Origin of the sequence: Streptococcus pseudopneumoniae, assembly GCF_038148955.1 — a bacterium.
In the GTDB taxonomy this organism is placed as follows: Bacteria; Bacillota; Bacilli; order Lactobacillales; family Streptococcaceae; genus Streptococcus; species Streptococcus pseudopneumoniae_T.
On record NZ_JBBJZY010000024.1, the window covers coordinates 1 to 21,525 of the forward strand.

The 21,525-nt window shown below is 41.7% G+C and carries 20 protein-coding genes and 2 pseudogenes; 16 read left to right on the forward strand and 6 right to left on the reverse strand.

The features are described 5' to 3' along the window. Positions 1 to 255 (forward strand): annotated as a pseudogene (locus WKI23_RS08355) (ATP-binding protein); the annotation flags it as partial. 140 nt (positions 256 to 395) lie between these two features. Further along, positions 396 to 1,277: a class II fructose-bisphosphate aldolase gene (locus WKI23_RS08360; protein WP_368079591.1), complete on the forward strand. Its 882-nt coding sequence runs from the start codon at positions 396 to 398 to the stop codon at positions 1,275 to 1,277. Positions 1,278 to 1,595: 318 nt separating this feature from the next. Here WKI23_RS08360 and WKI23_RS08365 read toward each other — a convergent pair. The 5 genes and pseudogenes from WKI23_RS08365 to WKI23_RS08385 form a co-directional block, all read right to left on the reverse strand. Continuing rightward, positions 1,596 to 2,786: pseudogene (locus tag WKI23_RS08365) on the reverse strand (ferredoxin reductase family protein). 143 nt (positions 2,787 to 2,929) lie between these two features. After that, complete coding sequence (locus WKI23_RS08370) at positions 2,930 to 3,589, reverse strand: amino acid ABC transporter permease (RefSeq protein WP_368079592.1); 660 nt, start codon at positions 3,587 to 3,589, stop codon at positions 2,930 to 2,932. Positions 3,590 to 3,598: 9 nt separating this feature from the next. Continuing rightward, positions 3,599 to 4,276, reverse strand: coding sequence for an amino acid ABC transporter permease (locus tag WKI23_RS08375; RefSeq protein ID WP_125443963.1), 678 nt, complete (start codon positions 4,274 to 4,276; stop codon positions 3,599 to 3,601). A 12-nt stretch (positions 4,277 to 4,288) separates the two neighbouring features. Next, on the reverse strand, positions 4,289 to 5,083 hold the full coding sequence (locus WKI23_RS08380; protein WP_368079593.1) for a transporter substrate-binding domain-containing protein: 795 nt from the start codon (positions 5,081 to 5,083) through the stop codon (positions 4,289 to 4,291). A gap of 10 nt (positions 5,084 to 5,093) precedes the next feature. After that, positions 5,094 to 5,852 (reverse strand): amino acid ABC transporter ATP-binding protein, encoded by a 759-nt coding sequence (locus WKI23_RS08385; protein WP_368079594.1) that lies wholly within the window; start codon positions 5,850 to 5,852, stop codon positions 5,094 to 5,096. A gap of 176 nt (positions 5,853 to 6,028) precedes the next feature. Here WKI23_RS08385 and recJ point away from each other — a divergent pair, with 176 nt between their 5' ends. From recJ to WKI23_RS08430, 9 genes are all read left to right on the forward strand, one after another. Next, complete coding sequence (recJ, locus tag WKI23_RS08390) at positions 6,029 to 8,251, forward strand: single-stranded-DNA-specific exonuclease RecJ (RefSeq protein ID WP_368079608.1); 2,223 nt, start codon at positions 6,029 to 6,031, stop codon at positions 8,249 to 8,251. A 173-nt stretch (positions 8,252 to 8,424) separates the two neighbouring features. Then, the gene (locus tag WKI23_RS08395; protein WP_368079595.1) at positions 8,425 to 10,086 is read left to right on the forward strand and encodes a ribonuclease J; all 1,662 of its coding nucleotides are present in this window, start codon (positions 8,425 to 8,427) and stop codon (positions 10,084 to 10,086) included. 67 nt (positions 10,087 to 10,153) lie between these two features. Further along, a complete protein-coding gene (locus WKI23_RS08400; RefSeq protein WP_368079596.1) occupies positions 10,154 to 10,933 on the forward strand; it encodes an alpha/beta hydrolase family protein in 780 nt (259 codons plus the stop codon). A 111-nt stretch (positions 10,934 to 11,044) separates the two neighbouring features. Further along, complete coding sequence (locus WKI23_RS08405) at positions 11,045 to 12,265, forward strand: aminoacyltransferase (RefSeq protein ID WP_368079597.1); 1,221 nt, start codon at positions 11,045 to 11,047, stop codon at positions 12,263 to 12,265. Between the two features lie 4 nt (positions 12,266 to 12,269). Next, complete coding sequence (gene murN / locus WKI23_RS08410) at positions 12,270 to 13,502, forward strand: peptidoglycan bridge formation alanyltransferase MurN (protein ID WP_368079598.1); 1,233 nt, start codon at positions 12,270 to 12,272, stop codon at positions 13,500 to 13,502. Between the two features lie 78 nt (positions 13,503 to 13,580). Next, positions 13,581 to 14,270: a M57 family metalloprotease gene (locus WKI23_RS08415; protein ID WP_368079599.1), complete on the forward strand. Its 690-nt coding sequence runs from the start codon at positions 13,581 to 13,583 to the stop codon at positions 14,268 to 14,270. 38 nt (positions 14,271 to 14,308) lie between these two features. Then, the gene (gene uvrC / locus WKI23_RS08420; RefSeq protein WP_368079600.1) at positions 14,309 to 16,156 is read left to right on the forward strand and encodes an excinuclease ABC subunit UvrC; all 1,848 of its coding nucleotides are present in this window, start codon (positions 14,309 to 14,311) and stop codon (positions 16,154 to 16,156) included. Then, positions 16,146 to 16,979: a metallophosphoesterase family protein gene (locus tag WKI23_RS08425; protein ID WP_368079601.1), complete on the forward strand. Its 834-nt coding sequence runs from the start codon at positions 16,146 to 16,148 to the stop codon at positions 16,977 to 16,979. The genes uvrC and WKI23_RS08425 overlap by 11 nt, the downstream gene beginning before the upstream one ends. 74 nt (positions 16,980 to 17,053) lie before the next feature. Next, on the forward strand, positions 17,054 to 17,179 hold the full coding sequence (locus WKI23_RS08430) for a hypothetical protein (RefSeq protein ID WP_368079602.1): 126 nt from the start codon (positions 17,054 to 17,056) through the stop codon (positions 17,177 to 17,179). Between the two features lie 21 nt (positions 17,180 to 17,200). Here the strand turns inward: WKI23_RS08430 and WKI23_RS08435 are convergent, their stop codons facing one another. Beyond that, entirely contained in the window at positions 17,201 to 17,998 is a 798-nt protein-coding gene (locus WKI23_RS08435) for an amino acid ABC transporter substrate-binding protein (RefSeq protein ID WP_368079603.1), read from the reverse strand. A 171-nt stretch (positions 17,999 to 18,169) separates the two neighbouring features. Between WKI23_RS08435 and WKI23_RS08440 the strand changes: the two genes are divergently transcribed. The 5 genes from WKI23_RS08440 to WKI23_RS08460 all read left to right on the forward strand — a co-directional run. Beyond that, positions 18,170 to 18,775, forward strand: a complete 606-nt coding sequence (locus WKI23_RS08440; protein ID WP_368079604.1) for a nitroreductase family protein — start codon at positions 18,170 to 18,172, stop codon at positions 18,773 to 18,775. Positions 18,776 to 18,787: 12 nt separating this feature from the next. Next, positions 18,788 to 20,188, forward strand: a complete 1,401-nt coding sequence (pepV, locus tag WKI23_RS08445) for a dipeptidase PepV (protein WP_368079605.1) — start codon at positions 18,788 to 18,790, stop codon at positions 20,186 to 20,188. Positions 20,189 to 20,241: 53 nt separating this feature from the next. Beyond that, positions 20,242 to 20,820 (forward strand): uracil-DNA glycosylase family protein, encoded by a 579-nt coding sequence (locus WKI23_RS08450; RefSeq protein WP_368079606.1) that lies wholly within the window; start codon positions 20,242 to 20,244, stop codon positions 20,818 to 20,820. A 159-nt stretch (positions 20,821 to 20,979) separates the two neighbouring features. After that, positions 20,980 to 21,267 carry a rhodanese-like domain-containing protein gene (locus tag WKI23_RS08455; RefSeq protein ID WP_368079607.1) on the forward strand — a complete coding sequence of 96 codons (288 nt, stop codon included), beginning with the start codon at positions 20,980 to 20,982 and terminating at the stop codon, positions 21,265 to 21,267. A gap of 170 nt (positions 21,268 to 21,437) precedes the next feature. Beyond that, positions 21,438 to 21,525, forward strand: an 88-nt coding sequence (locus WKI23_RS08460) for a branched-chain amino acid transport system II carrier protein (RefSeq protein ID WP_368079609.1), incomplete at its 3' end; no start/stop codon positions are given.

Here is a 21,525-nt window from a genome sequence, read left to right on the forward strand (position 1 = left end):
TCCATTCCAGGTGGATTGGTTCGCATTGGCGAAAGAAAAGGGGAACTCTTTATCGAGAATAGCTGTAGTCCAGAAGAACAAGAAAAACTGGCCCAGTCTTTTTCTGATAATGCTAGTCGCAAGGCCAAGGGTTCTGGGATGGGGCTCTTTGTGGTCAAGAGTCTATTAGAACATGAAAAATTAGCTTATCGTTTTGAAATGCAGGAGAATCGCTTAACCTTCTTCATAGCTTTTCCAAAAGTCGCCCAAGACTAGGTAGAGAAAGGGTTTACATAGATGGAGATAGAAGAAATTCAATCGAAACTGCGGGAAAAACTAGATTTTTTTGTCAAAAAGTGATAAAATGAACAATGTAAATGGGATGACCCATAAAAATATACAGGAGGCCTGATAAAATGGCAATCGTTTCAGCAGAAAAATTTGTCCAAGCAGCTCGTGACAACGGTTATGCAGTTGGTGGATTTAACACAAACAACCTTGAGTGGACTCAAGCTGTCTTGCGCGCAGCAGAAGCTAAAAAAGCTCCAGTTTTGATCCAAACTTCAATGGGTGCTGCTAAATACATGGGTGGTTACAAAGTTGCTCGCAACTTGATCGCTAACCTTGTTGAATCAATGGGTATCACTGTACCAGTAGCTATCCACCTTGACCACGGTCACTACGAAGATGCACTTGAGTGTATCGAAGTTGGTTACACTTCAATCATGTTTGACGGTTCACACCTTCCAGTTGAAGAAAACCTTAAATTGGCTAAAGAAGTTGTTGAAAAAGCACACGCTAAAGGTATCTCAGTAGAAGCTGAAGTTGGTACTATCGGTGGTGAAGAAGACGGAATCATCGGTAAAGGTGAATTGGCTCCAATCGAAGACGCTAAAGCAATGGTTGAAACTGGTATCGACTTCTTGGCAGCTGGTATCGGTAACATCCACGGTCCTTACCCAGCAAATTGGGAAGGTCTTGACCTTGACCACTTGCAAAAATTGACAGAAGCTCTTCCAGGATTCCCAATCGTATTGCACGGTGGTTCAGGTATTCCTGATGAGCAAATCCAAGCAGCTATCAAACTTGGTGTTGCGAAAGTTAACGTTAACACAGAGTGCCAAATCGCATTCGCTAACGCAACTCGTAAATTTGCTCGTGACTACGAAGCAAACGAAGCAGAATACGACAAGAAAAAACTCTTCGACCCACGTAAATTCTTGGCTGACGGTGTAAAAGCTATCCAAGCATCAGTTGAAGAACGTATCGACGTATTCGGTTCAGAAGGTAAAGCTTAATCTAGCTGAACAATACAGATAGAACCTGCCCATGAGGGTGGGTTTTTTGATTTCAAGCTACTCGTTTTGGTAGAGTAAACTGAAACTAGACTAGCACAATGCTGCTTCTATAGCATTTTGAAACTGGAATAGGACGCCATGACTGCTAAAAGATTTCTATAAATTCATTTGATTTTCCTAATCAATTTGTTCGTATCCTATTTTATTCTACTATAAAATATTCTTATCAATTGACTTGAATGCCAAAATTCCATCGCTCCGGTCTTATTTCATTTGGCTATAAAAAATTCTCCTAGAATTCCAGGAGAATGTGATTGATTATTTGAACTTGAATCCTTCGTAAATAAGCTCTGCTTTTGGATTTTGTTTCTTAATCTGTTTGGCAAGTGACTTCATCATAGAAAGAGGACCACACATATAGACGGTGGCATGTTCGGGCACTTCTTTTTGTTCAAAATTAAGATATCCGTCTTTCCTACTGTCTACTAGATGGAGTTCAAAATTAGGGTTTTTCTGAGCATAGTCACGGAGCAAATCTAGGTAGACTGCATTTTCCTCTCCCCGGAAGCTATAGTAGAAGTGAACCTGTTTATCTAAAATAGGATGTTCACGGATGTAAGAAATGAAGGGGGTGATCCCAATACCTCCAGCAATCCAAACCTGATTTTCTCGTCCTTCTTCTATAATCATGTGCCCATAAGCTCTGTCTACGCTTACTTTGCTGCCGACTTGAAGATTGTCATAGATATTCTTGCTATGGTCGCCTGAATTTTTGACAGTAAAGTAAAGAGTTTGGCCGTGACCTCCTGAGATAGAAAAGGGATGTGGAGCACTTTCAAAGCCGTCTTGGAAAATCTTTAGAAAGGCAAATTGGCCTGATTGATAGTTGAAAGGTCTGCTAAGATGGATTTGAATTTCTCTAGTATCGTGATTTAAGCGTTTGAGATTGGTAATTTTCCCTAGATAGGGGAAGCCAATCTTTTGATATAGAAAAATGATATAAAAACCAGCTAGCAAGCCTAAAAGGGCATAGCTACCAACAAGAAAACTTAGAAGATTAAATGTGAGGAGGCGATTGCCCATCATCATGTAGACGTGAAAGAGTCCGAAAATATAGGCTAGGTAAACCAGGCGGTGAATTCATCGCCAAGCTTCGTATTGGATGTATTTGCCTAAATAGGCGACAAGGATGATACTTATAAAGATATAGATGGCAAGATTGCCAAACTGAGCAGCTAAGCGAGATCCCCACAAACCGCCCATACTAAAGTTATGAAAGATGAGTAAGATGATTGAGAGAAAGGCTGTGAATTTGTGGACGGTGTAGACCTTCTCCAAACCGTGAAACCAGCTTTCTAGTAGAGGGAGACGAGTGGCGAGGATAAAGGTCAGAGATAGGCTTGTTAAAGCTAGTCCTGGAATCATGAATTGGGGAGAAGTGCTCATCCAAGTCAAAATAGTCAAGGCAAAACTAGCTATGATAAAGAGTAGTCCTTTGATTGATTTCATAGAAAATTCCATTTCATTTAGATTTGATTTATTGTAAACAAATTTGTTACATTTTATCATAGAAAAAGTATGGTGTCAAATTGAGGTCTATAAATATCTACTATCATCAAAAAAACTCTCCAATTGAACTGGAGAGTAGCTGTTTATTCTGTTGCTTGTTGCCAACGTTTTGCTAGCATATGAGACAGGCTAGAGATTGCTAGATTGAAGCTGAAGTAGATGAGGGCAATCAGGATATAAAGACTAAAGATCTGCTCTGGTTCGAAATAACGGCCCATGAGAATTTGGCTGGCTCCAAAGAGCTCTTGTAGGGCGATAACAGAGTAGAGAAGACTGGTATCCTTAATCACGGTTACAAACTGAGAAATGATAGCTGGCAGCATTTTACGGATTGCTTGCGGAAGAATGATGTGGTAGAGGATTTGTGCAGAAGTAAATCCTTGTGACATTCCTGCTTCGTACTGGCCCTTGTCCACGGCATTGAGACCGCCTCGGATAATCTCAGCTAGGGCTGCTGAGGTAAAGAGAGTAAAGGCAGTGATTCCTGCTGGAGTGGACTTCATCTTGAAAACTAAAAAGATAGTAAAAATCCAGAGAAGGTTGGGAACGTTACGCACAAATTCGATGTAAATACTGGAAATAATGCGTAAGATAGGATTTTTTCCATTTCTCATGACCGCTAGAACTGTACCGATAAGTGTAGAGAGGACAATGGCAATCAGAGAAATGTAGAGGGTCAAGCCAAATCCTTTAAAGATAAAGATTAGGTTATCTGGGGTCAAAACTTCTAAAATGGATTCCATAGTAACCTCCTAAAGTGAATAGGCTTTTTTGTTGGCTTGCTCCATCTTGCGACCAAACTGGGCAACAGGGAAGCAAAGAGCAAAGTAGAGAAGGGCAGCGCCTAAAAAGGCTGGGATGTAATTTCCGTTGAGGGCTGACCAAGATTTGGTCACAAACATCAAGTCTACGCCAGAGATGATAGCAACTGTTGAGGTGTTCTTAATGAGGTTGACGATTTGGTTGGTCAAAGGAGGGAGAATGATACGAAAGGCCTGAGGCAAGATAATCAAGCGCATGGCACTGATATAGGTAAAACCTTGTGACAAGGCAGCCTCCATCTGACCGCTAGGAATAGACTGAATACCTGAGCGAATAACCTCGGCGATATAGGCACCGTGATAGAGTCCCACACAGAGTACAGCTGTCCAATAAATCGGAATCATGATGGTGTGGTCACTGATAAGAGGTAGGCCATAAAAAACGATAACAAACTGTACCAAGAGGGGAGTATTTTGGTAAAATTCGACAAAGATGCGAGCTAAAATTCTCAATATTGGACGTTTACTGGTTGACATGGCTCCAAAGAAGATGCCCAAGACCATAGCGAGGATAAAGGATCCAATCGCTAGGGCAAGGGTGAAGAGGAAACCATTGAAAAATTGGCCAAAATCCTGAAAATAGGCTGTCCAAGATGATAAATCTGTCATAGGGTGTCCTCCTTAATCTGCGGAATGGCTAGATGGTCTGAGCTTGTAACGATCATAAAGTTTTTGCAAACTACCATCCTTGCTCCATTTAGTAACCAAGTTATCAAGATAGTCGTTGAGTTCGGTATTTGATTTCTTGGTAACAATACCGTAGTCAGATGGCTTGAAACTATCATTTAGTAGTGCTGTGCGTTTACTGATATAGCCAGATAGAATCGAGCGGTCAACGGAAAAGGCATCAATACGGTGAGCATGAAGGGAAGTAATCAATTCTGGATAAGAACCAAGTTCGACGAATTTAAACTTCAGACCTTTCTTTTTACCCAGTTCAGTAATCAAGCGCTGAGTAATGGAACCTTGGGCAACCCCGATGGTTTTGCCGTTTAGATCCTCAATACTTTTGATTTTGGCAGATTTATTGACCAAAAAGCCAGAAGCGTCCGTGTAGTAGGGACTGGTAAAGTTATAGAGTTTTTTGCGTTCATCTGTGATGGTAAAGGTTGCGATATCCATGTCAACCTGTTCATTGTCTAGAAGTGGTCCACGAGTTTGCGCGGTAACAGGCACATATCGAACTTTGACCTTGAGCTTATCTGCTACCATCTTGGCTAAGTCGGTTTCGATACCAGAATAGGTCCCTGTCTTGGGATCCTTGTAGCCAAAATTGGGAACATCTTGTTTGACACCGACAACTAGCTCGCCTCTCTTTTGAATATCTGCGACGCTGGTATCAGCCTGAACTGGTTTTGCAGTAGCAAGGCCGAAAAGGCTAATCAATAATGCTGATAAAAAGAATTTCTTTTTCATAGGCGCCTCCTTATTTGACTTTGTCACTTTCATGGTTGATAATTTTGCTGAGGAATTGTTGGGCACGAGGTTCGCTTGGATTGTCGAAAAAGTCATCGACATCTGTCGTATCCACCAAAACTTCTCCGTCAGCCATAAAGATGATGCGGTCCGCAACTTCACGGGCAAAGCCCATTTCGTGGGTAACGACAATCATATTCATACCCTCGTGGGCTAATTTTTGCATAACTGCTAGAACATCGCCGATAGTTTCAGGGTCAAGGGCAGATGTTGGCTCATCAAAGAGGAGGAGCTCAGGATGCATAGCGAGACCACGGGCAATGGCAATTCGTTGTTTTTGTCCACCAGAAAGCATGGCTGGATATGAATCTTTCTTGTCCCACATATTTACAAATTCCAGATATTTTTGGGCTGTTTTTTCAGCTTCTTTTTTATCAATTCCTAGAACTTTTATGGGTGCGAGTGTTACGTTTTCTAACACTGTTTTGTGTGGATAGAGGTTGAAATGCTGGAAAACCATGCCGACTTCCTTGCGAAGAGGCACTAAATCTTTCTGGCTGGCACTAGCAACCTGGTGACCATTGACTAGAAGACTTCCCTGGTCAACAGCCTCTAAACCATTGATGGTGCGGATAAGAGTGGACTTCCCAGAACCAGAAGGGCCAAGGAGGACAACAACTTGTCCTTTTTCAAAACGGAGATTGATGTCGCGGAGTGCGTGGTAGTCTCCGTAATATTTTTCGACGTGTTCAAATTCTACTAAAGCCATAAGGAATCTCCTTTGTGTTAGATTTTATAACATGATTCTACACCAAAAGAATGGTCTTGTCAAATCATATCTGAAAAAATTCACTAAAATGTTATAAAAAAGCAATCTGGATAGAGAAAACGTATAAATCATGTTATAATGAAGCAATAGAATTCTTAGAAAGAGTGGATGTCTTTTTGATAACACCTACTTATGAATGGCAATTTGCCCCGCAGGTTGAAGATGCGGATTTTACAAAGATAGCCAAGAAGGCTGGACTGGGTCCTGAGGTGGCTCGCTTATTATTTGAAAGAGGTATTCAGGACCAAGAAAGTCTGAAGAAGTTTTTAGAACCTTCCTTGGAGGACTTGCACGATCCTTATCTACTTCATGATATGGACAAGGCAGTGACTCGCATTCGTCAGGCTATTGAAGAAGGGGAAAATATTCTCGTTTATGGAGACTACGATGCGGATGGCATGACTTCGGCTTCGATTGTTAAGGAAAGTTTGGAACAGCTTGGTGCCGAGTGCCGTGTTTACCTGCCCAATCGTTTTACCGATGGCTATGGCCCTAATGCTAGTGTCTACAAATACTTTATCGAGCAAGAAGGGATTTCCTTGATTGTGACGGTGGATAATGGGGTTGCTGGTCACGAAGCAATTAAACTGGCCCAGTCTATGGGAGTGGATGTTATTGTGACCGACCACCATTCCATGCCTGAAACCCTGCCAGATGCCTATGCCATTGTCCATCCTGAACATCCGGATGCGAACTATCCTTTCAAATATTTGGCTGGTTGTGGAGTGGCCTTCAAGCTGGCTTGTGCCCTTTTAGAAGAAGTACAAGTGGAACTACTGGATTTGGTTGCTATCGGAACCATTGCAGATATGGTGAGTTTGACGGATGAAAATCGTATCTTGGTTCAATATGGTTTAGAAATGTTGGGGCATACTCAGCGCATCGGTCTACAAGAAATGCTGGACATGGCTGGGATTGCTGCTAATGAAGTGACAGAAGAAACGGTTGGTTTCCAGATTGCTCCTCGTTTAAATGCCTTAGGCCGCTTGGACGATCCCAATCCCGCCATTGATTTGCTGACTGGCTTTGATGATGAGGAAGCGCATGAGATTGCCCTTATGATTCACCAGAAAAATGAAGAGCGCAAGGAAATCGTTCAGTCAATCTATGAAGAAGCCAAGACCATGGTGGATCCTGAGAAGAAGGTCCAGGTCTTGGTCAAGGAAGGCTGGAATCCTGGCGTTCTAGGAATCGTAGCTGGTCGTTTGTTGGAAGAACTAGGGCAGACAGTCATCGTTCTCAATATAGAGGACGGTCGTGCCAAGGGTAGTGCTCGTAGTGTGGAAGCAGTGGATATTTTTGAAGCTCTGGATCCTCATCGAGACCTCTTCATCGCCTTTGGCGGCCATGCTGGTGCAGCAGGGATGACGCTGGAAGTTGAGCAACTCTCAGATTTATCTCAGGTTTTGGAAGATTATGTCCGTGAAAAAGGTGCAGATACTGGTGGCAAGAACAAGTTAAACCTAGATGAAGAGCTGGATTTGGAGGTTTTGAGTCTTGAAACAGTCAAGAATTTTGAACGTTTGGCACCTTTTGGAATGGACAATCAGAAACCAGTCTTTTATATCAAGGATTTTCAGGTCGAAAGTGCTCGTACTATGGGAGCAGGCAATGCCCATCTCAAGCTGAAAATTTCCAAAGGTGAGGCGAGTTTTGAAGTGGTGGCCTTCGGCCAAGGCAGATGGGCGACAGAGTTTTCTCAAACCAAAAATCTAGAATTGGCGGTTAAATTGTCTGTCAACCAATGGAATGGCCAAACTGCCCTGCAGTTGATGATGGTGGATGCGCGTGTGGAAGGTGTTCAACTCTTTAACATCCGTGGAAAAAATGCAGTCTTACCAGAGGGGATTCCAGTCTTGGATTTTTCTGGAGAACTGCCAGATTTAGCGACTAGTGAAGCTGTTGTCGTAAAAACCATTCCTGAGGATATTACCCTGCTGAAGACCATTTTTCAGGAACAGAATTTCTCTGCTGTCTATTTCAAAAATGATATTGACAAGGCCTATTATCTGACAGGTTATGGGACCAGAGATCAGTTTGCCAAATTGTACAAGATCATCTATCAGTTCCCAGAGTTTGATATTCGCTACAAGCTGAAGGATTTGGCTACTTATCTCAATATTCAACAAATCTTGCTGGTCAAGATGATTCAAGTATTTGAAGAACTAGGCTTTGTGACCATCAAAGATGGTGTCATGACAGTCAATAAAGAAGCGCCAAAGCGAGAGATAGGAGAAAGTCAGATTTATCAAAATCTCAAACAAACTGTCAAAGACCAAGAAATGATGGCCCTGGGTACCGTGCAAGAAATTTATGATTTTTTGATGGAAAAAGAGTAGAAGTTAGGAAAGAGTTGGGCAACCAGCTCTTTTTTGAAAACAAATCTTCATTTTGAAAATCATCAAAAAAATGGTATAATGGTAGGAAAAGATTCGGCTAACAGTAATAGTGCTTTTAGAATAAGAGGGTAAGCAACCCTATAATCAAGATAAACTAAGATTTTGGAGGAAAAATGAGTAATATTAGGTTAACAACACTTGGTGGTGTACGTGAAAATGGGAAAAATATGTACATTGCTGAAATTGGAGAGTCCATTTTTGTTTTGAATGCAGGGTTAAAATATCCCGAAAATGAACAATTAGGGGTCGATGTGGTGATTCCAAAGATGGACTACCTTTTTGAAAATAAAGATCGAATTGCTGGGGTATTTTTAACTCACGGACATGCAGATGCTATTGGTGCTCTGCCTTATCTCTTGGCTGAAGCCAAGGTACCTGTATTTGGCTCTGAGTTGACCATTGAGTTGGCAAAACTCTTTGTCAAAGGAAATGACGCAGTCAAGAAATTTAATGATTTTCATGTTATTGATGAAGATACGGAGATTGATTTTGGTGGGACAGTGGTTTCCTTCTTCCCTACGACTTACTCCGTTCCAGAGAGCCTGGGAATTGTCTTGAAGACAGCTGAAGGTAGCATCGTTTATACAGGTGACTTCAAATTTGACCAGACAGCTAGTGAATCCTATGCGACAGACTTCGCTCGTTTGGCAGAAATCGGTCGTGACGGCGTCCTGGCTCTCCTCAGTGATTCGGCCAATGCGGACAGCAATATTCAGGTGGCTAGTGAAAGTGAAGTTAGAGATGAAATTACCCAAACCATTGCTGACTGGGAAGGTCGTATCATCGTTGCAGCTGTTTCCAGTAACCTTTCTCGTATCCAGCAGATTTTTGACGCTGCGGATAAAACAGGTCGACGTATCGTCTTGACAGGATTTGATATTGAAAATATCGTCCGCACAGCGATTCGTCTCAAGAAGTTGTCTTTAGCCAACGAAATTCTCTTGATTAAGCCGAAAGATATGTCTCGCTTTGAAGACCATGAGTTGATTATTCTTGAGACAGGTCGTATGGGTGAACCTATCAATGGACTTCGTAAGATGTCGATTGGTCGCCATCGTTATGTAGAAATCAAGGATGGGGACCTGGTCTATATTGCTACGGCTCCGTCTATCGCCAAAGAAGCAGTTATGGCGCGTGTGGAAAACATGATTTACCAAGCTGGCGGGGTTGTCAAACTGATCACTCAAAGCTTGCGTGTGTCAGGTCATGGAAATGCGCGTGACTTGCAGTTGATGATCAATCTCTTGCAACCCAAGTATCTCTTCCCGATTCAGGGGGAATACCGTGAGTTGGATGCCCACGCTAAGGCTGCTATGGCTGTTGGTATGTTGCCAGAACGTATTTTCATCCCTAAAAAGGGAACCAGCATGGCTTATGAGAATGGGGACTTTGTTCCAGCTGGAGCGGTTTCGGCAGGCGATGTCTTGATTGACGGAAATGCCATCGGTGATGTTGGCAATGTGGTTCTTCGTGACCGTAAGGTCTTGTCAGAGGACGGTATTTTCATCGTAGCAATTACCGTTAACCGTCGTGAGAAGAAAATTGTAGCCAAGGCTCGTGTTCACACGCGCGGATTTGTTTATCTCAAGAAGAGCCGCGATATTCTCCGTGAAAGTTCAGAATTGATTAACCAAACGGTAGAAGAGTATCTTCAAGGAGATGACTTTGACTGGGCAGATCTCAAAGGGAAGGTTCGTGATAATCTGACCAAGTACCTCTTTGATCAAACCAAACGTCGTCCAGCTATTTTACCAGTAGTGATGGAAGCGAAATAATTGTTGAAATAAATAGGAAGAAAGTCGAATTTCGGCTTTTTCTTATCGGAAAATAGAGGAAAAAATTATGGCAGTAATGAAAATCGAGTATTACTCACAAGTTTTAGATATGGAGTGGGGAGTGAATGTTCTCTATCCTGACGCCAATCGAGTGGAAGAACCAGAGTGTAAAGACATTCCCGTCTTGTACCTCTTGCACGGGATGTCTGGCAATCATAATAGTTGGCTCAAGCGGACCAATGTAGAACGCTTGCTTCGCGGAACTAATCTCATCGTTGTCATGCCCAATACCAGCAATGGTTGGTATACCGATACCCAGTATGGTTTTGACTATTACACAGCTCTAGCAGAGGAATTGCCACAGGTTCTGAAACGCTTCTTCCCTAATATGACAAGTAAGCGTGAAAAGACCTTTATCGCTGGCCTCTCTATGGGAGGTTACGGCTGTTTTAAACTGGCTCTTGCGACCAATCGTTTCTCTCGTGCAGCTAGTTTTTCAGGCGCCCTTAGCTTTCAAGATTTTTCTCCTGAGAGCCAAAATTTGGGGACACCAGCTTACTGGAGAGGTGTGTTTGGGGAGATTAAGGATTGGACAGCTAGCCCCTATTCTCTTGAAAGTCTGGCTAAAAAATCGGATAAAAAGACCAAGCTGTGGGCTTGGTGTGGCGAGCAGGATTTCTTGTATAAAGCCAATAATCTCGCAGTGAAAAACCTCAAAAAACTGGGATTTGATGTGGTCTATAGCCATAGCGCTGGAACTCACGAATGGTACTACTGGGAAAAACAATTGGAACGGTTCTTAGCAACCCTACCGATTGATTTCAAATTAGAAGAGAGATTGACTTAGTTTGAAGTTCAGCATAGGGGGAGTAGAACTAAAATAAAATATGTTTTCACTAGACTTTTCAAACGAAAGTAGTAGAATAGTAATAAGATACTGGAGGAAAGAGAGTAGGAAATGTACCGTTATCAAATTGGCATTCCCACATTAGAATATGATCAGTTTGTCAAAGACCATGAATTAGCCAATGTATTACAAAGTAGTGCTTGGGAGGAAGTTAAGTCTGATTGGGAACATGAGAAGTTTGGTGTCTACAGGGAAGAAAAATTATTGGCTACAGCTAGTATTTTGATTAGAAGTCTTCCGCTAGGCTATAAAATGTTTTACATCCCAAGAGGACCTATATTGGATTATGGGGATACGGAACTCTTGAGTTTTGTCATTCAGTCCATTAAGTCTTATGCTCGTAGCAGGAGAGCGATTTTTGTGACTTTTGATCCAAGTATTTGCCTGTCTCAAAGTTTAATCAATCAGGAAAAGACAGAATATCCTGAAAGTTTGGCTATTATTGATAGTTTGCAACAAATGGGAGTAAGGTGGTCAGGAAAAACAGAGGAAATGGGGGACACCATTCAGCCTCGTATTCAGGCGAAAATATACAAGGAAAATTTTGAAGAAGCTAAACTTTCCAAGTCAACAAAACAGGCTATTCGAACAGCACGGAATAAGGGTGTAGAGATTCAATTTGGTGGAACTGAATTATTGGAGTCCTTTTCCTTTTTGATGAAAAAAACCGAGAAACGGAAAGAGATTCATTTGAGGAATGAAGCCTATTATAAAAAGTTGTTAGATAATTTTAAGGACAAGGCCTATATCACCTTGGCAACCTTGGATGTCTCTAAACGTTCGCAAGAATTAGAAGAACAGTTAGCGAAAAACAGAGCCTTGGAAGAGACCTTTACTGAGTCGACTCGAACTTCAAAAGTAGAAGCGCAGAAGAAGGAAAAAGAACGTTTGTTAGAGGAATTGACTTTCCTGCAGGAATATATGGATGCAGGTCAAGCGAGAGTTCCCTTAGCAGCTACCTTGACTTTAGAATTCGGACAAACTTCTGTCAATCTATACGCAGGAATGGATGAAGATTTTAGACGTTATAAAGCTCCTATTTTGACTTGGTATGAGACAGCTCGATATTCCTTTGAACGTGGCATTTTATGGCAAAATTTAGGAGGCGTCGAGAATGCTTTAGATGGTGGGCTCTATCGTTTTAAAGCTAATTTTAATCCAACGATTGAAGAATATTTGGGTGAATTTACAATGCCTACCCATCCTCTCTATCCTTTGTTAAGACTTGCTCTTGATTTCCGTAAAACATTAAGAAAAAAACATAGAAAGTAAGTATATGGCACTAACTACACTCACGAGAGAAGAGTTTCAGGCTTATTCTGATCAGGTCTCTTCTCGTTCCTTTATGCAATCTGTCCAGATGGGGGACTTATTAGAAAAAAGAGGGGCTCGAATTGTTTACCTTGCTTTGAAACAAGAAGGAGAAATTCAAGTTGCAGCTCTGGTTTATAGCTTGCCCATGCTGGGTGGCCTGCATATGGAGATCAATTCGGGGCCGATTTATATCCAACAAGATGCTCTTCCAGTTTTTTATGCGGAGTTAAAAGAATATGCCAAGCAAAATGGTGTATTAGAGTTGCTTGTAAAACCTTATGAAACTTATCAAACTTTTGATAGCCAAGGTAATCCGATAGATGTTGAGAAAAAAAGTATGATTCAAGATTTGACTGATTTAGGTTATCAGTTTGATGGATTGACGACAGGGTATCCAGGTGGAGAGCCAGATTGGTTATACTATAAAGATTTGACTGAATTAACTGAAAAGAATTTGCTTAAAAGTTTTAGCAAAAAAGGGAAACCCTTGGTGAAAAAGGCTGAAACCTTTGGCATTCGGTTGAAAAAGTTAAAACGTGAAGAACTATCGATTTTTAAGAATATCACAAAAGAAACCTCTGAACGTAGAGAATATAGTGATAAAAGTTTAGAATATTATGAGCATTTTTATGATGCTTTTGGAGAACAAGCGGAGTTTCTCATAGCAAGCTTGAATTTTTCGGACTATATGAGCAAATTGCAAGGTGAACAAAGTAAACTAGAAGAAATCTTGGACAAGTTGCGACTTGATTTGAGTAAAAATCCTCATTCTGAGAAAAAACAAAATCAACTGAGAGAATATTCTAGTCAATTTGAAACGTTTGAAGTTCGAAAAGCAGAAGCGCGAGACTTGATTGAAAAATATGGGGAAGAAGATATTGTTTTAGCTGGGAGTTTATTTGTTTATATGCCTCAGGAAACGACTTATCTCTTTAGTGGTTCCTACACTGAGTTTAATAAATTCTATGCCCCTGCACTGCTTCAAAAATATATTATGTTGGAAAGTATAAAACGTGGAATACCTAAATACAACTTCCTAGGCATTCAAGGGATTTTTGATGGAAGTGATGGTGTTTTGCGTTTTAAACAGAATTTTAATGGCTATATTGTACGTAAAGCAGGTACTTTCCGTTACCATCCATCGCCTTTAAAATACAAAGCTATTCAGTTAGTCAAAAAAATATTAGGACGTTAAGATGAACAAGCCAGTATTTAGCTTTCTTTCAGCTTGTTTTAGTAAAATAATCTTTATTTGCTAGAAAGGTGGAGGGACATGCGCTGGCTTTTTCGTTTGATAGGGGCTTTCTTTTCTTTTATTTGGCGTTTGTTTTGGATTGTTTTGCTTTTGTGTGCTCTTGCTTTTGGATTTCTCTGGTATCTGAACGGGGATTTTCAAGGAGCGCTAAAGCAAGCAGAGCGGTCAGTAAAAATTGGTCAACAAAGTATTAACCAATGGGAAAAAACAGGGCAACTGCCTAAGTTGAACCAGACAGATAGCCACCAGCATTCTGAAGGAAGGTGGCCACAGGCTTCTGCTCGTATTTACTTGGATCCTCAGATGGATTCACGCTTTCAAGAGGCTTATGTAGAAGCGATCCATAACTGGAATCAAACTGGTGCTTTTAACTTTGAACTCGTGACTGAGGCCAGCAAGGCGGATATCTTGGCTACTGAGATGAACGACGGAAACACTCCTGTGGCAGGAGAGGCTGAAAGTCAGACCAATCTCTTGACGGGACAATTCGTGTCTGTAAGGGTGCGGCTGAATCATTATTATCTGTCCAATCCAGACTATGGTTATTCCTATGAGCGCATTGTCCATACGGCAGAACATGAGTTGGGGCATGCGATTGGCTTGGATCATACAGATGAGAAGTCTGTGATGCAACCTGCGGGTTCCTTTTATGGTATTCAGGAAGAGGATGTTGCAAACCTTCGAAAAATATATGAGACCAATGAGTAGGGGACTATCTTTCCCTACTTTTTTGCTATAATGGAATTATGAACAACTTGATTAAATCAAAACTAGAGCTCTTGCCGACCAGCCCTGGTTGCTACATTCACAAGGATAAAAACGGCACCATTATCTATGTAGGAAAGGCTAAAAATCTGCGTAACCGTGTGCGGTCTTATTTTCGTGGGAGTCACGATACTAAGACAGAGGCCTTGGTGTCTGAAATTGTGGATTTTGAATTTATTGTTACGGAGTCTAATATTGAGGCACTTCTCCTAGAAATCAACCTGATCAAGGAAAATAAGCCCAAATACAATATCATGCTCAAGGATGATAAGTCTTATCCTTTCATCAAAATCACCAATGAGCGCTATCCTCGTTTGATTATCACCCGTCAGGTCAAGAAGGACGGTGGTCTTTACTTTGGTCCCTATCCAGATGTGGGGGCAGCCAATGAAATCAAGCGGTTGCTGGATCGGATTTTCCCTTTTCGTAAGTGTACCAATCCTCCTTCTAAGGTTTGTTTTTACTACCATATCGGTCAATGCATGGCCCACACTATCTGTAAGAAGGATGAGGCCTATTTCAAGTCCATGGCTCAGGAGGTTTCTGATTTCCTAAAAGGGCAGGATGATAAAATCATCGATGACCTCAAGGGAAAAATGACTGCGGCAGCTCAGACTATGGAATTTGAACGTGCAGCGGAATACCGTGATTTGATTCAGGCCATTGGAACGCTTCGGACCAAGCAACGGGTTATGGCCAAGGATCTCCAAAATCGGGATGTCTTTGGTTACTATGTGGACAAGGGCTGGATGTGTGTTCAGGTTTTCTTTGTTCGTCAGGGCAAGCTCATTGAGCGCGATGTCAATCTCTTCCCCTACTACAATGATCCGGATGAGGACTTCTTGACCTATGTGGGGCAGTTTTATCAAGAAAAATCTCACCTGGTTCCCAATGAAGTATTGATTCCGCAGGATATTGACGAAGAAGCTGTCAAGGCCTTGGTGGATACCAAGATTCTCAAACCTCAACGTGGAGAAAAAAAACAACTGGTCAATCTGGCTATAAAGAATGCTCGAGTCAGCCTAGAGCAGAAATTCAATCTGCTAGAGAAATCTGTCGAAAAGACACAGGGGGCTATTGAAAATCTAGGACGCTTGCTCCAAATTCCGACACCAGTCCGCATCGAATCCTTTGATAACTCCAATATCATGGGAACTAGTCCTGTTTCAGCCATGGTAGTCTTTGTCAACGGAAAACCTAGTAAGAAGGATTACCGTAAGTATAAAATCAAGACCGTAGTCGGGCCAGACGACTATGCTAGTATGCGAGAGGTCATTCGCAGACGCTATGGTCGAGTACAGCGTGACGGTTTGACTCCTCCAGATTTGATTGTCATTGATGGGGGACAAGGTCAAGTCAATATCGCCAAGCAAGTCATCCAAGAGGAACTAGGTTTGGATATTCCAATTGCAGGTCTGCAAAAGAATGACAAACACCAAACCCATGAGCTGCTCTTTGGAGATCCGCTTGAGGTGGTGGACTTGTCTCGCAATTCTCAGGAATTTTTCCTCCTCCAACGCATTCAAGATGAGGTGCACCGCTTTGCCATTACTTTCCACCGCCAACTGCGCTCAAAAAATTCCTTTTCATCACAACTGGATGGAATTGAAGGTCTGGGACCTAAACGCAAGCAAAATCTCATGAAGCATTTCAAATCTCTAACTAAAATCAAGGAAGCCAGTGTGGATGAGATTGTCGAAGTTGGGGTACCTAGACTTGTCGCAGAGGCTGTGAAAAGAAAGTTGAACCCGCAGGAAGAAGTGGAATTAGCTCAAGTGGCGGAAGAAAGAGTAGATTATCAAACAGAAGGAGACCATCATGAACCATAAAATCGCAATTTTATCAGATATTCATGGCAATGCGACGGCGCTAGAAGCAGTGATTGCAGATGCTAAAAATCAAGGAGTCAGTGAATACTGGCTTCTGGGAGATATTTTTCTTCCTGGTCCAGGCGCAAATGACTTAGTCGCCCTGATAAAGGACCTTCCTATCACAGCCAGTGTTCGAGGCAATTGGGATGATTGTGTCCTGGAGGTCTTGGATGGGCAATACGGTTTGGAAAATCCACAAGAAATCCAGCTCATGCGATTGACCCAGTTTTTGATGGAGCGAATGGATCCTGAAATGTTCGTTTGGCTACGAAGCTTACCTTTGCTAGAAAAGAAAGAAGTTGACGGAATGCGCTTTTCTCTTTCTCATAATTTGCCAAATAAGAACTATGGTGGTGACTTGCTAGTTGAGAATGATACAGAGAAATTTGACCAACTCCTAGATGATGAAGTTGACGTGGCAGTCTATGGTCATGTTCACAAGCAGTTGCTTCGTTATGGCAGTCAAGGGCAACAAATCATCAATCCAGGGTCGATTGGCATGCCCTATTTTAATTGGGAAGCGTTAAAAAATCACCGTGCCCAGTATACCGTGATAGAAGTTGAAGATGGGGAATTGGTAAATATCCAATTTTGTAAAGTCGCTTATGATTACGAGGCTGAGTTAGAATTGGCAAAGTCCAAGGGGATTCCCTTTATCGAAATGTATGAAGAGCTACGTCGTGAAGATAACTATCAGGGACACAATCTGGAACTCTTAGCCAGCTTAATAGAAAAGCATGGGTATACAGAAGATGTGAAGAATTATTTTGATTTTTTGTAAAAGTTCCCTAAGATAACCAATGCAAACTAAAAACGATTGGCTAGTCCAATCGCTTTTAATATATCTTATACTCAATGAAAATCAAAGAGCAAAATAGGAAGCAAGCCGTAGGCTGCTCAAAACACTGTTTTGAGGTTGTGGATAGAACTGACGAAGTCAGTTACATATACCTACGGCAAGGCGAAGCTGACGTGGTTTGAAGAGATTTTCGAAGAGTATTATTATAACTGAGATTTATCTGGGAGATAAGAACCACCTAGATAAGTGTTGCTGAGTTTTTCAAGTGTTCCGTCTTGATAGAGTTCTTTGAGCGCTTTATCAAATTTCTCTTTAAACTCTTTCTGGTCGCTTGAGAAAACGATATAGTTGCTGGGGCTATCGGCAGAAGGCAAGTCAACCACAGAAAGGTCCAAACCACGATCCTTGATAATCTTTTGCACAGATACCTTGTCAAAAACTAGGAAATCAAATTCACCGTTAGAAAGGTCAAGGATTCGTTTGCCGATGTCTTCACCAGAAAAATCAATTGTAGCGGGATTATCAGTATGTTTCTGATTCCAGTTATTGATGAATTGAGCGTTTGAAGTTCCAGTATCCTCTTGCGTTGTTTTGCCAGCAATTTGGTCAAGAGAAGTCAGAGGATTTTTCTTGTTGCTGACAAGAACGAGGGGATTGTTCGAAATTGGAAGTGAGTAGAGGTATTTTTCAGCACGTTCTTTTGTGTAACTCAAGTTATTAGCTGCTGCTTGATAGTGACCAGAATCAAGTCCAGGGAAGATACTTTCCCAGGCAGTTCTTTGGAATTGAATCTCGTAGTCGCTGAGTTTTTCATCCACTGCCTTTAGAACTTCAATATCGAAGCCTGTCAGATTGCCTTTATCTTCGTAGTCAAATGGCGGCACATCGCCGGCTGTAGCAACGACGATTGTCTTTTGAGCGCTGCTCTCTTTAGGTGTAGCTTGATTTCCACAGGCAACCAAAAAGGGGATGATGGCTAGTAATAGGCTAAATTTTTTCATAATGTCTCCATTCAAATGTGAAGTACTTGCTAGTTTATCAGAAACTTTCCTGATAAACCAATATATATCTTTTATGTCTGTGATAGAAAAAACTTAATCATGAAAAATCCCTGCAAGCTCTTTCAAATTATGGTAGAATGGAAATAGTAGAATTAGAAAAGGAAATCGGTTATGAAATTTCTTGAATTAAATAAAAAACGTCATACGACTAAGCATTTCACTGACAAGCCTGTTGATCCAAAAGATGTACGTACGGCTATCGAAATTGCAACCTTGGCACCAAGTGCCCACAACAGCCAGCCTTGGAAATTTGTAGTGGTGCGTGAGAAAAATGCCGAACTAGCAAAATTGGCTTACGGTTCAAACTTTGAACAGGTATCATCAGCGCCTGTAACCATTGCCCTGTTTACAGACACAGATCTGGCTAAACGCGCTCGTAAGATTGCTCGTGTTGGTGGTGCTAATAACTTTTCTGAAGAGCAACTTCAATATTTTATGAAGAATTTGCCTGCTGAATTTGCCCGTTACAATGAACAACAGGTCAGCGACTACCTAGCCCTCAATGCAGGTTTGGTTGCCATGAATTTGGTTCTTGCATTGACAGACCAAGGGATTGGTTCTAACATTATTCTTGGATTTGACAAGTCAAAAGCCAACGAAATTTTGGAAATCGAAGACCGTTTCCGCCCAGAACTCTTGATCACAGTGGGTTATACAGACGAAAAATTGGAACCAAGCTACCGCTTGCCAGTAGATGAAATCATCGAGAAAAGATAGAAAGAAGAAAAAATGACAGCAATTGATTTTACAGCAGAAGTAGAAAAACGCAAAGAAGACCTCTTGGCTGACTTGTTTAGCCTTTTGGAAATCAACTCAGAACGTGATGACAGCAAGGTTGATGCTGAGCATCCATTTGGACCTGGGCCGGTAAAAGCCTTGGAGAAATTCCTTGAAATTGCAGATCGTGATGGCTATCCAACTAAAAATGTTGATAACTACGCAGGACATTTTGAGTTTGGTGATGGAGAAGAAGTTCTCGGAATCTTTGCCCATATGGATGTGGTACCAGCTGGTAGCGGATGGAACACAGATCCTTACACACCGACTATCAAAGATGGTCGCCTTTATGCGCGTGGGGCTTCTGATGACAAGGGACCTACAACAGCTTGCTACTATGGTTTGAAAATCATCAAAGAATTGGGTCTTCCAACTTCTAAGAAAGTCCGCTTCATCGTTGGAACAGATGAAGAATCAGGCTGGGCAGACATGGACTACTATTTTGAGCACGTAGGACTTGCCAAACCAGATTTCGGTTTCTCTCCTGATGCTGAGTTCCCTATCATCAACGGTGAAAAAGGAAATATTACAGAATACCTACATTTTGTAGGAGAAAATGCAGGTGCTGCTCGTCTTCATAGCTTCACAGGTGGTTTGCGTGAAAACATGGTACCAGAATCAGCAACAGCTGTTGTTTCAGGAGATTTGGCTGACTTGCAAGCTAAACTAGATGCCTTTGTTGCAGAACACAAACTTAGAGGAGAACTTCAAGAAGAAAACGGTCAATACAAGGTGACGATTATTGGTAAATCAGCCCATGGTGCTATGCCTGCTTCAGGTGTCAATGGTGCGACTTATCTTGCCCTTTTCCTCAACCAGTTTGATTTTGCTGGTCCAGCCAAAGACTACCTTGACATCGCTGCTAAAATTCTCTTGAACGACCATGAGGGTGAAAATCTCAAAATTGCTCATGTGGATGAAAAGATGGGTGCTCTTTCTATGAATGCCGGTGTCTTCCGCTTTGATGAAACAAGCGCTGATAATACCATTGCCCTTAATATCCGCTATCCAAAAGGAACAAGTCCAGAACAAATCAAGTCAATCCTTGAAAACTTGCCAGTTGCTTCTGTTAGCCTTTCTGAGCACGGTCATACCCCTCACTATGTGCCAATGGAAGATCCACTTGTGCAAACCTTGTTGAATGTTTATGAAAAACAAACTGGCCTTAAAGGTCACGAGCAAGTCATCGGTGGTGGAACCTTTGGTCGCTTGCTAGAACGAGGTGTTGCCTACGGTTCCATGTTCCCAGACTCGATTGATACCATGCACCAAGCCAATGAATTTATCGCCTTGGATGATCTCTTCCGAGCAGCAGCAATCTATGCCGAAGCTATTTATGAATTGATCAAATAAAACGATAGAAGTCTGAGATTGTATGCTTAGACTTCTTTTTGGAGGGAAAGTAGATGTCTCAAATTGAAAGAATCAAGCAGGCTATCATGGCGGATCCGCAGAATGCTACCTATACAGAGCGTGGTATTGAGCCTCTCTTTGCAGCGCCAAAGACTGCTCGCATCAATATCATCGGTCAGGCACCTGGACTTAAAACGCAGGAGGCAGGACTTTATTGGAAAGATAAAAGTGGTGACCGCTTGCGGGACTGGCTAGGTGTGGATGAAGATACTTTTTACAATTCAGGATATTTTGCTGTTTTGCCTATGGATTTTTACTTTCCAGGACATGGTAAGTCAGGAGATTTACCGCCTCGAGCTGGCTTTGCGGAAAAATGGCATCCGCAGCTCTTGCAAGAATTACCAGACATCCAATTGACCCTCTTGATTGGCCAGTATGCCCAAGCCTACTATTTACAAGAGAAAATCAGTGGCAAGGTGACAGAACGGGTAAAACATTATCAGAATTACTTGCCAACCTATTTTCCATTAGTTCACCCCTCACCGCGAAATCAAATCTGGATGGCCAAAAATCCTTGGTTTGAGTCAGAAGTGGTGCCAGATTTGAAAAAAAGAATTAAAACCATTTTATAGTCAATGAAAATCAAGGAGCAAACTAGGAAGCTAGCCGCAGGCTGCTCAAAGTACAGCTTTGAGGTTGTGGATAGAACTGACGAAGTCGGTAACATACGCACGGTAAGGCGACGCTGACGTGGTTTGAAGAGATTTTCGAAGAGTATTAGGAGAAAAAGAATGAAAGAAATAACCTTTGACGCATTTTATCATCTTTACCAAAACGACCAACTTTCTTTAGTGGACGTGAGAGAAGTGGATGAGTTTGAAGCACTTCATTTAGAAGGCGCCCACAACTTGCCACTTAGTCAATTAGCTGATACTTATGATCAATTGGACAGGGATCAGTTACATTATGTTATTTGCAAATCTGGAATGAGATCGGCGCGTGCTTGCCAATTCTTATCAGAACAAGGTTATGAAGTTATCAATGTTCAGGGTGGCATGTTGGCCTTTGAAGAACTGTAAACAGTAGACTTTCTCCTACTCGGTGTGGACTGGGTAGGAGAGTTTTATTTTTAGACAATTCTCATTTTTGAGAATCTTGAAAACATTCAATATTTACTTCGTGATACTTTTTTCATACTCCTAATCATGGTATACTAAGTCAGTATTTTATAAATATGAAGGAGATTTTCATGGCTAAAAAAGGTGCCCTAACAGGTTTACTCCTGTTCGGAATATTTTTTGGTGCGGGGAACTTGATTTTTCCGCCTTCTCTAGGTG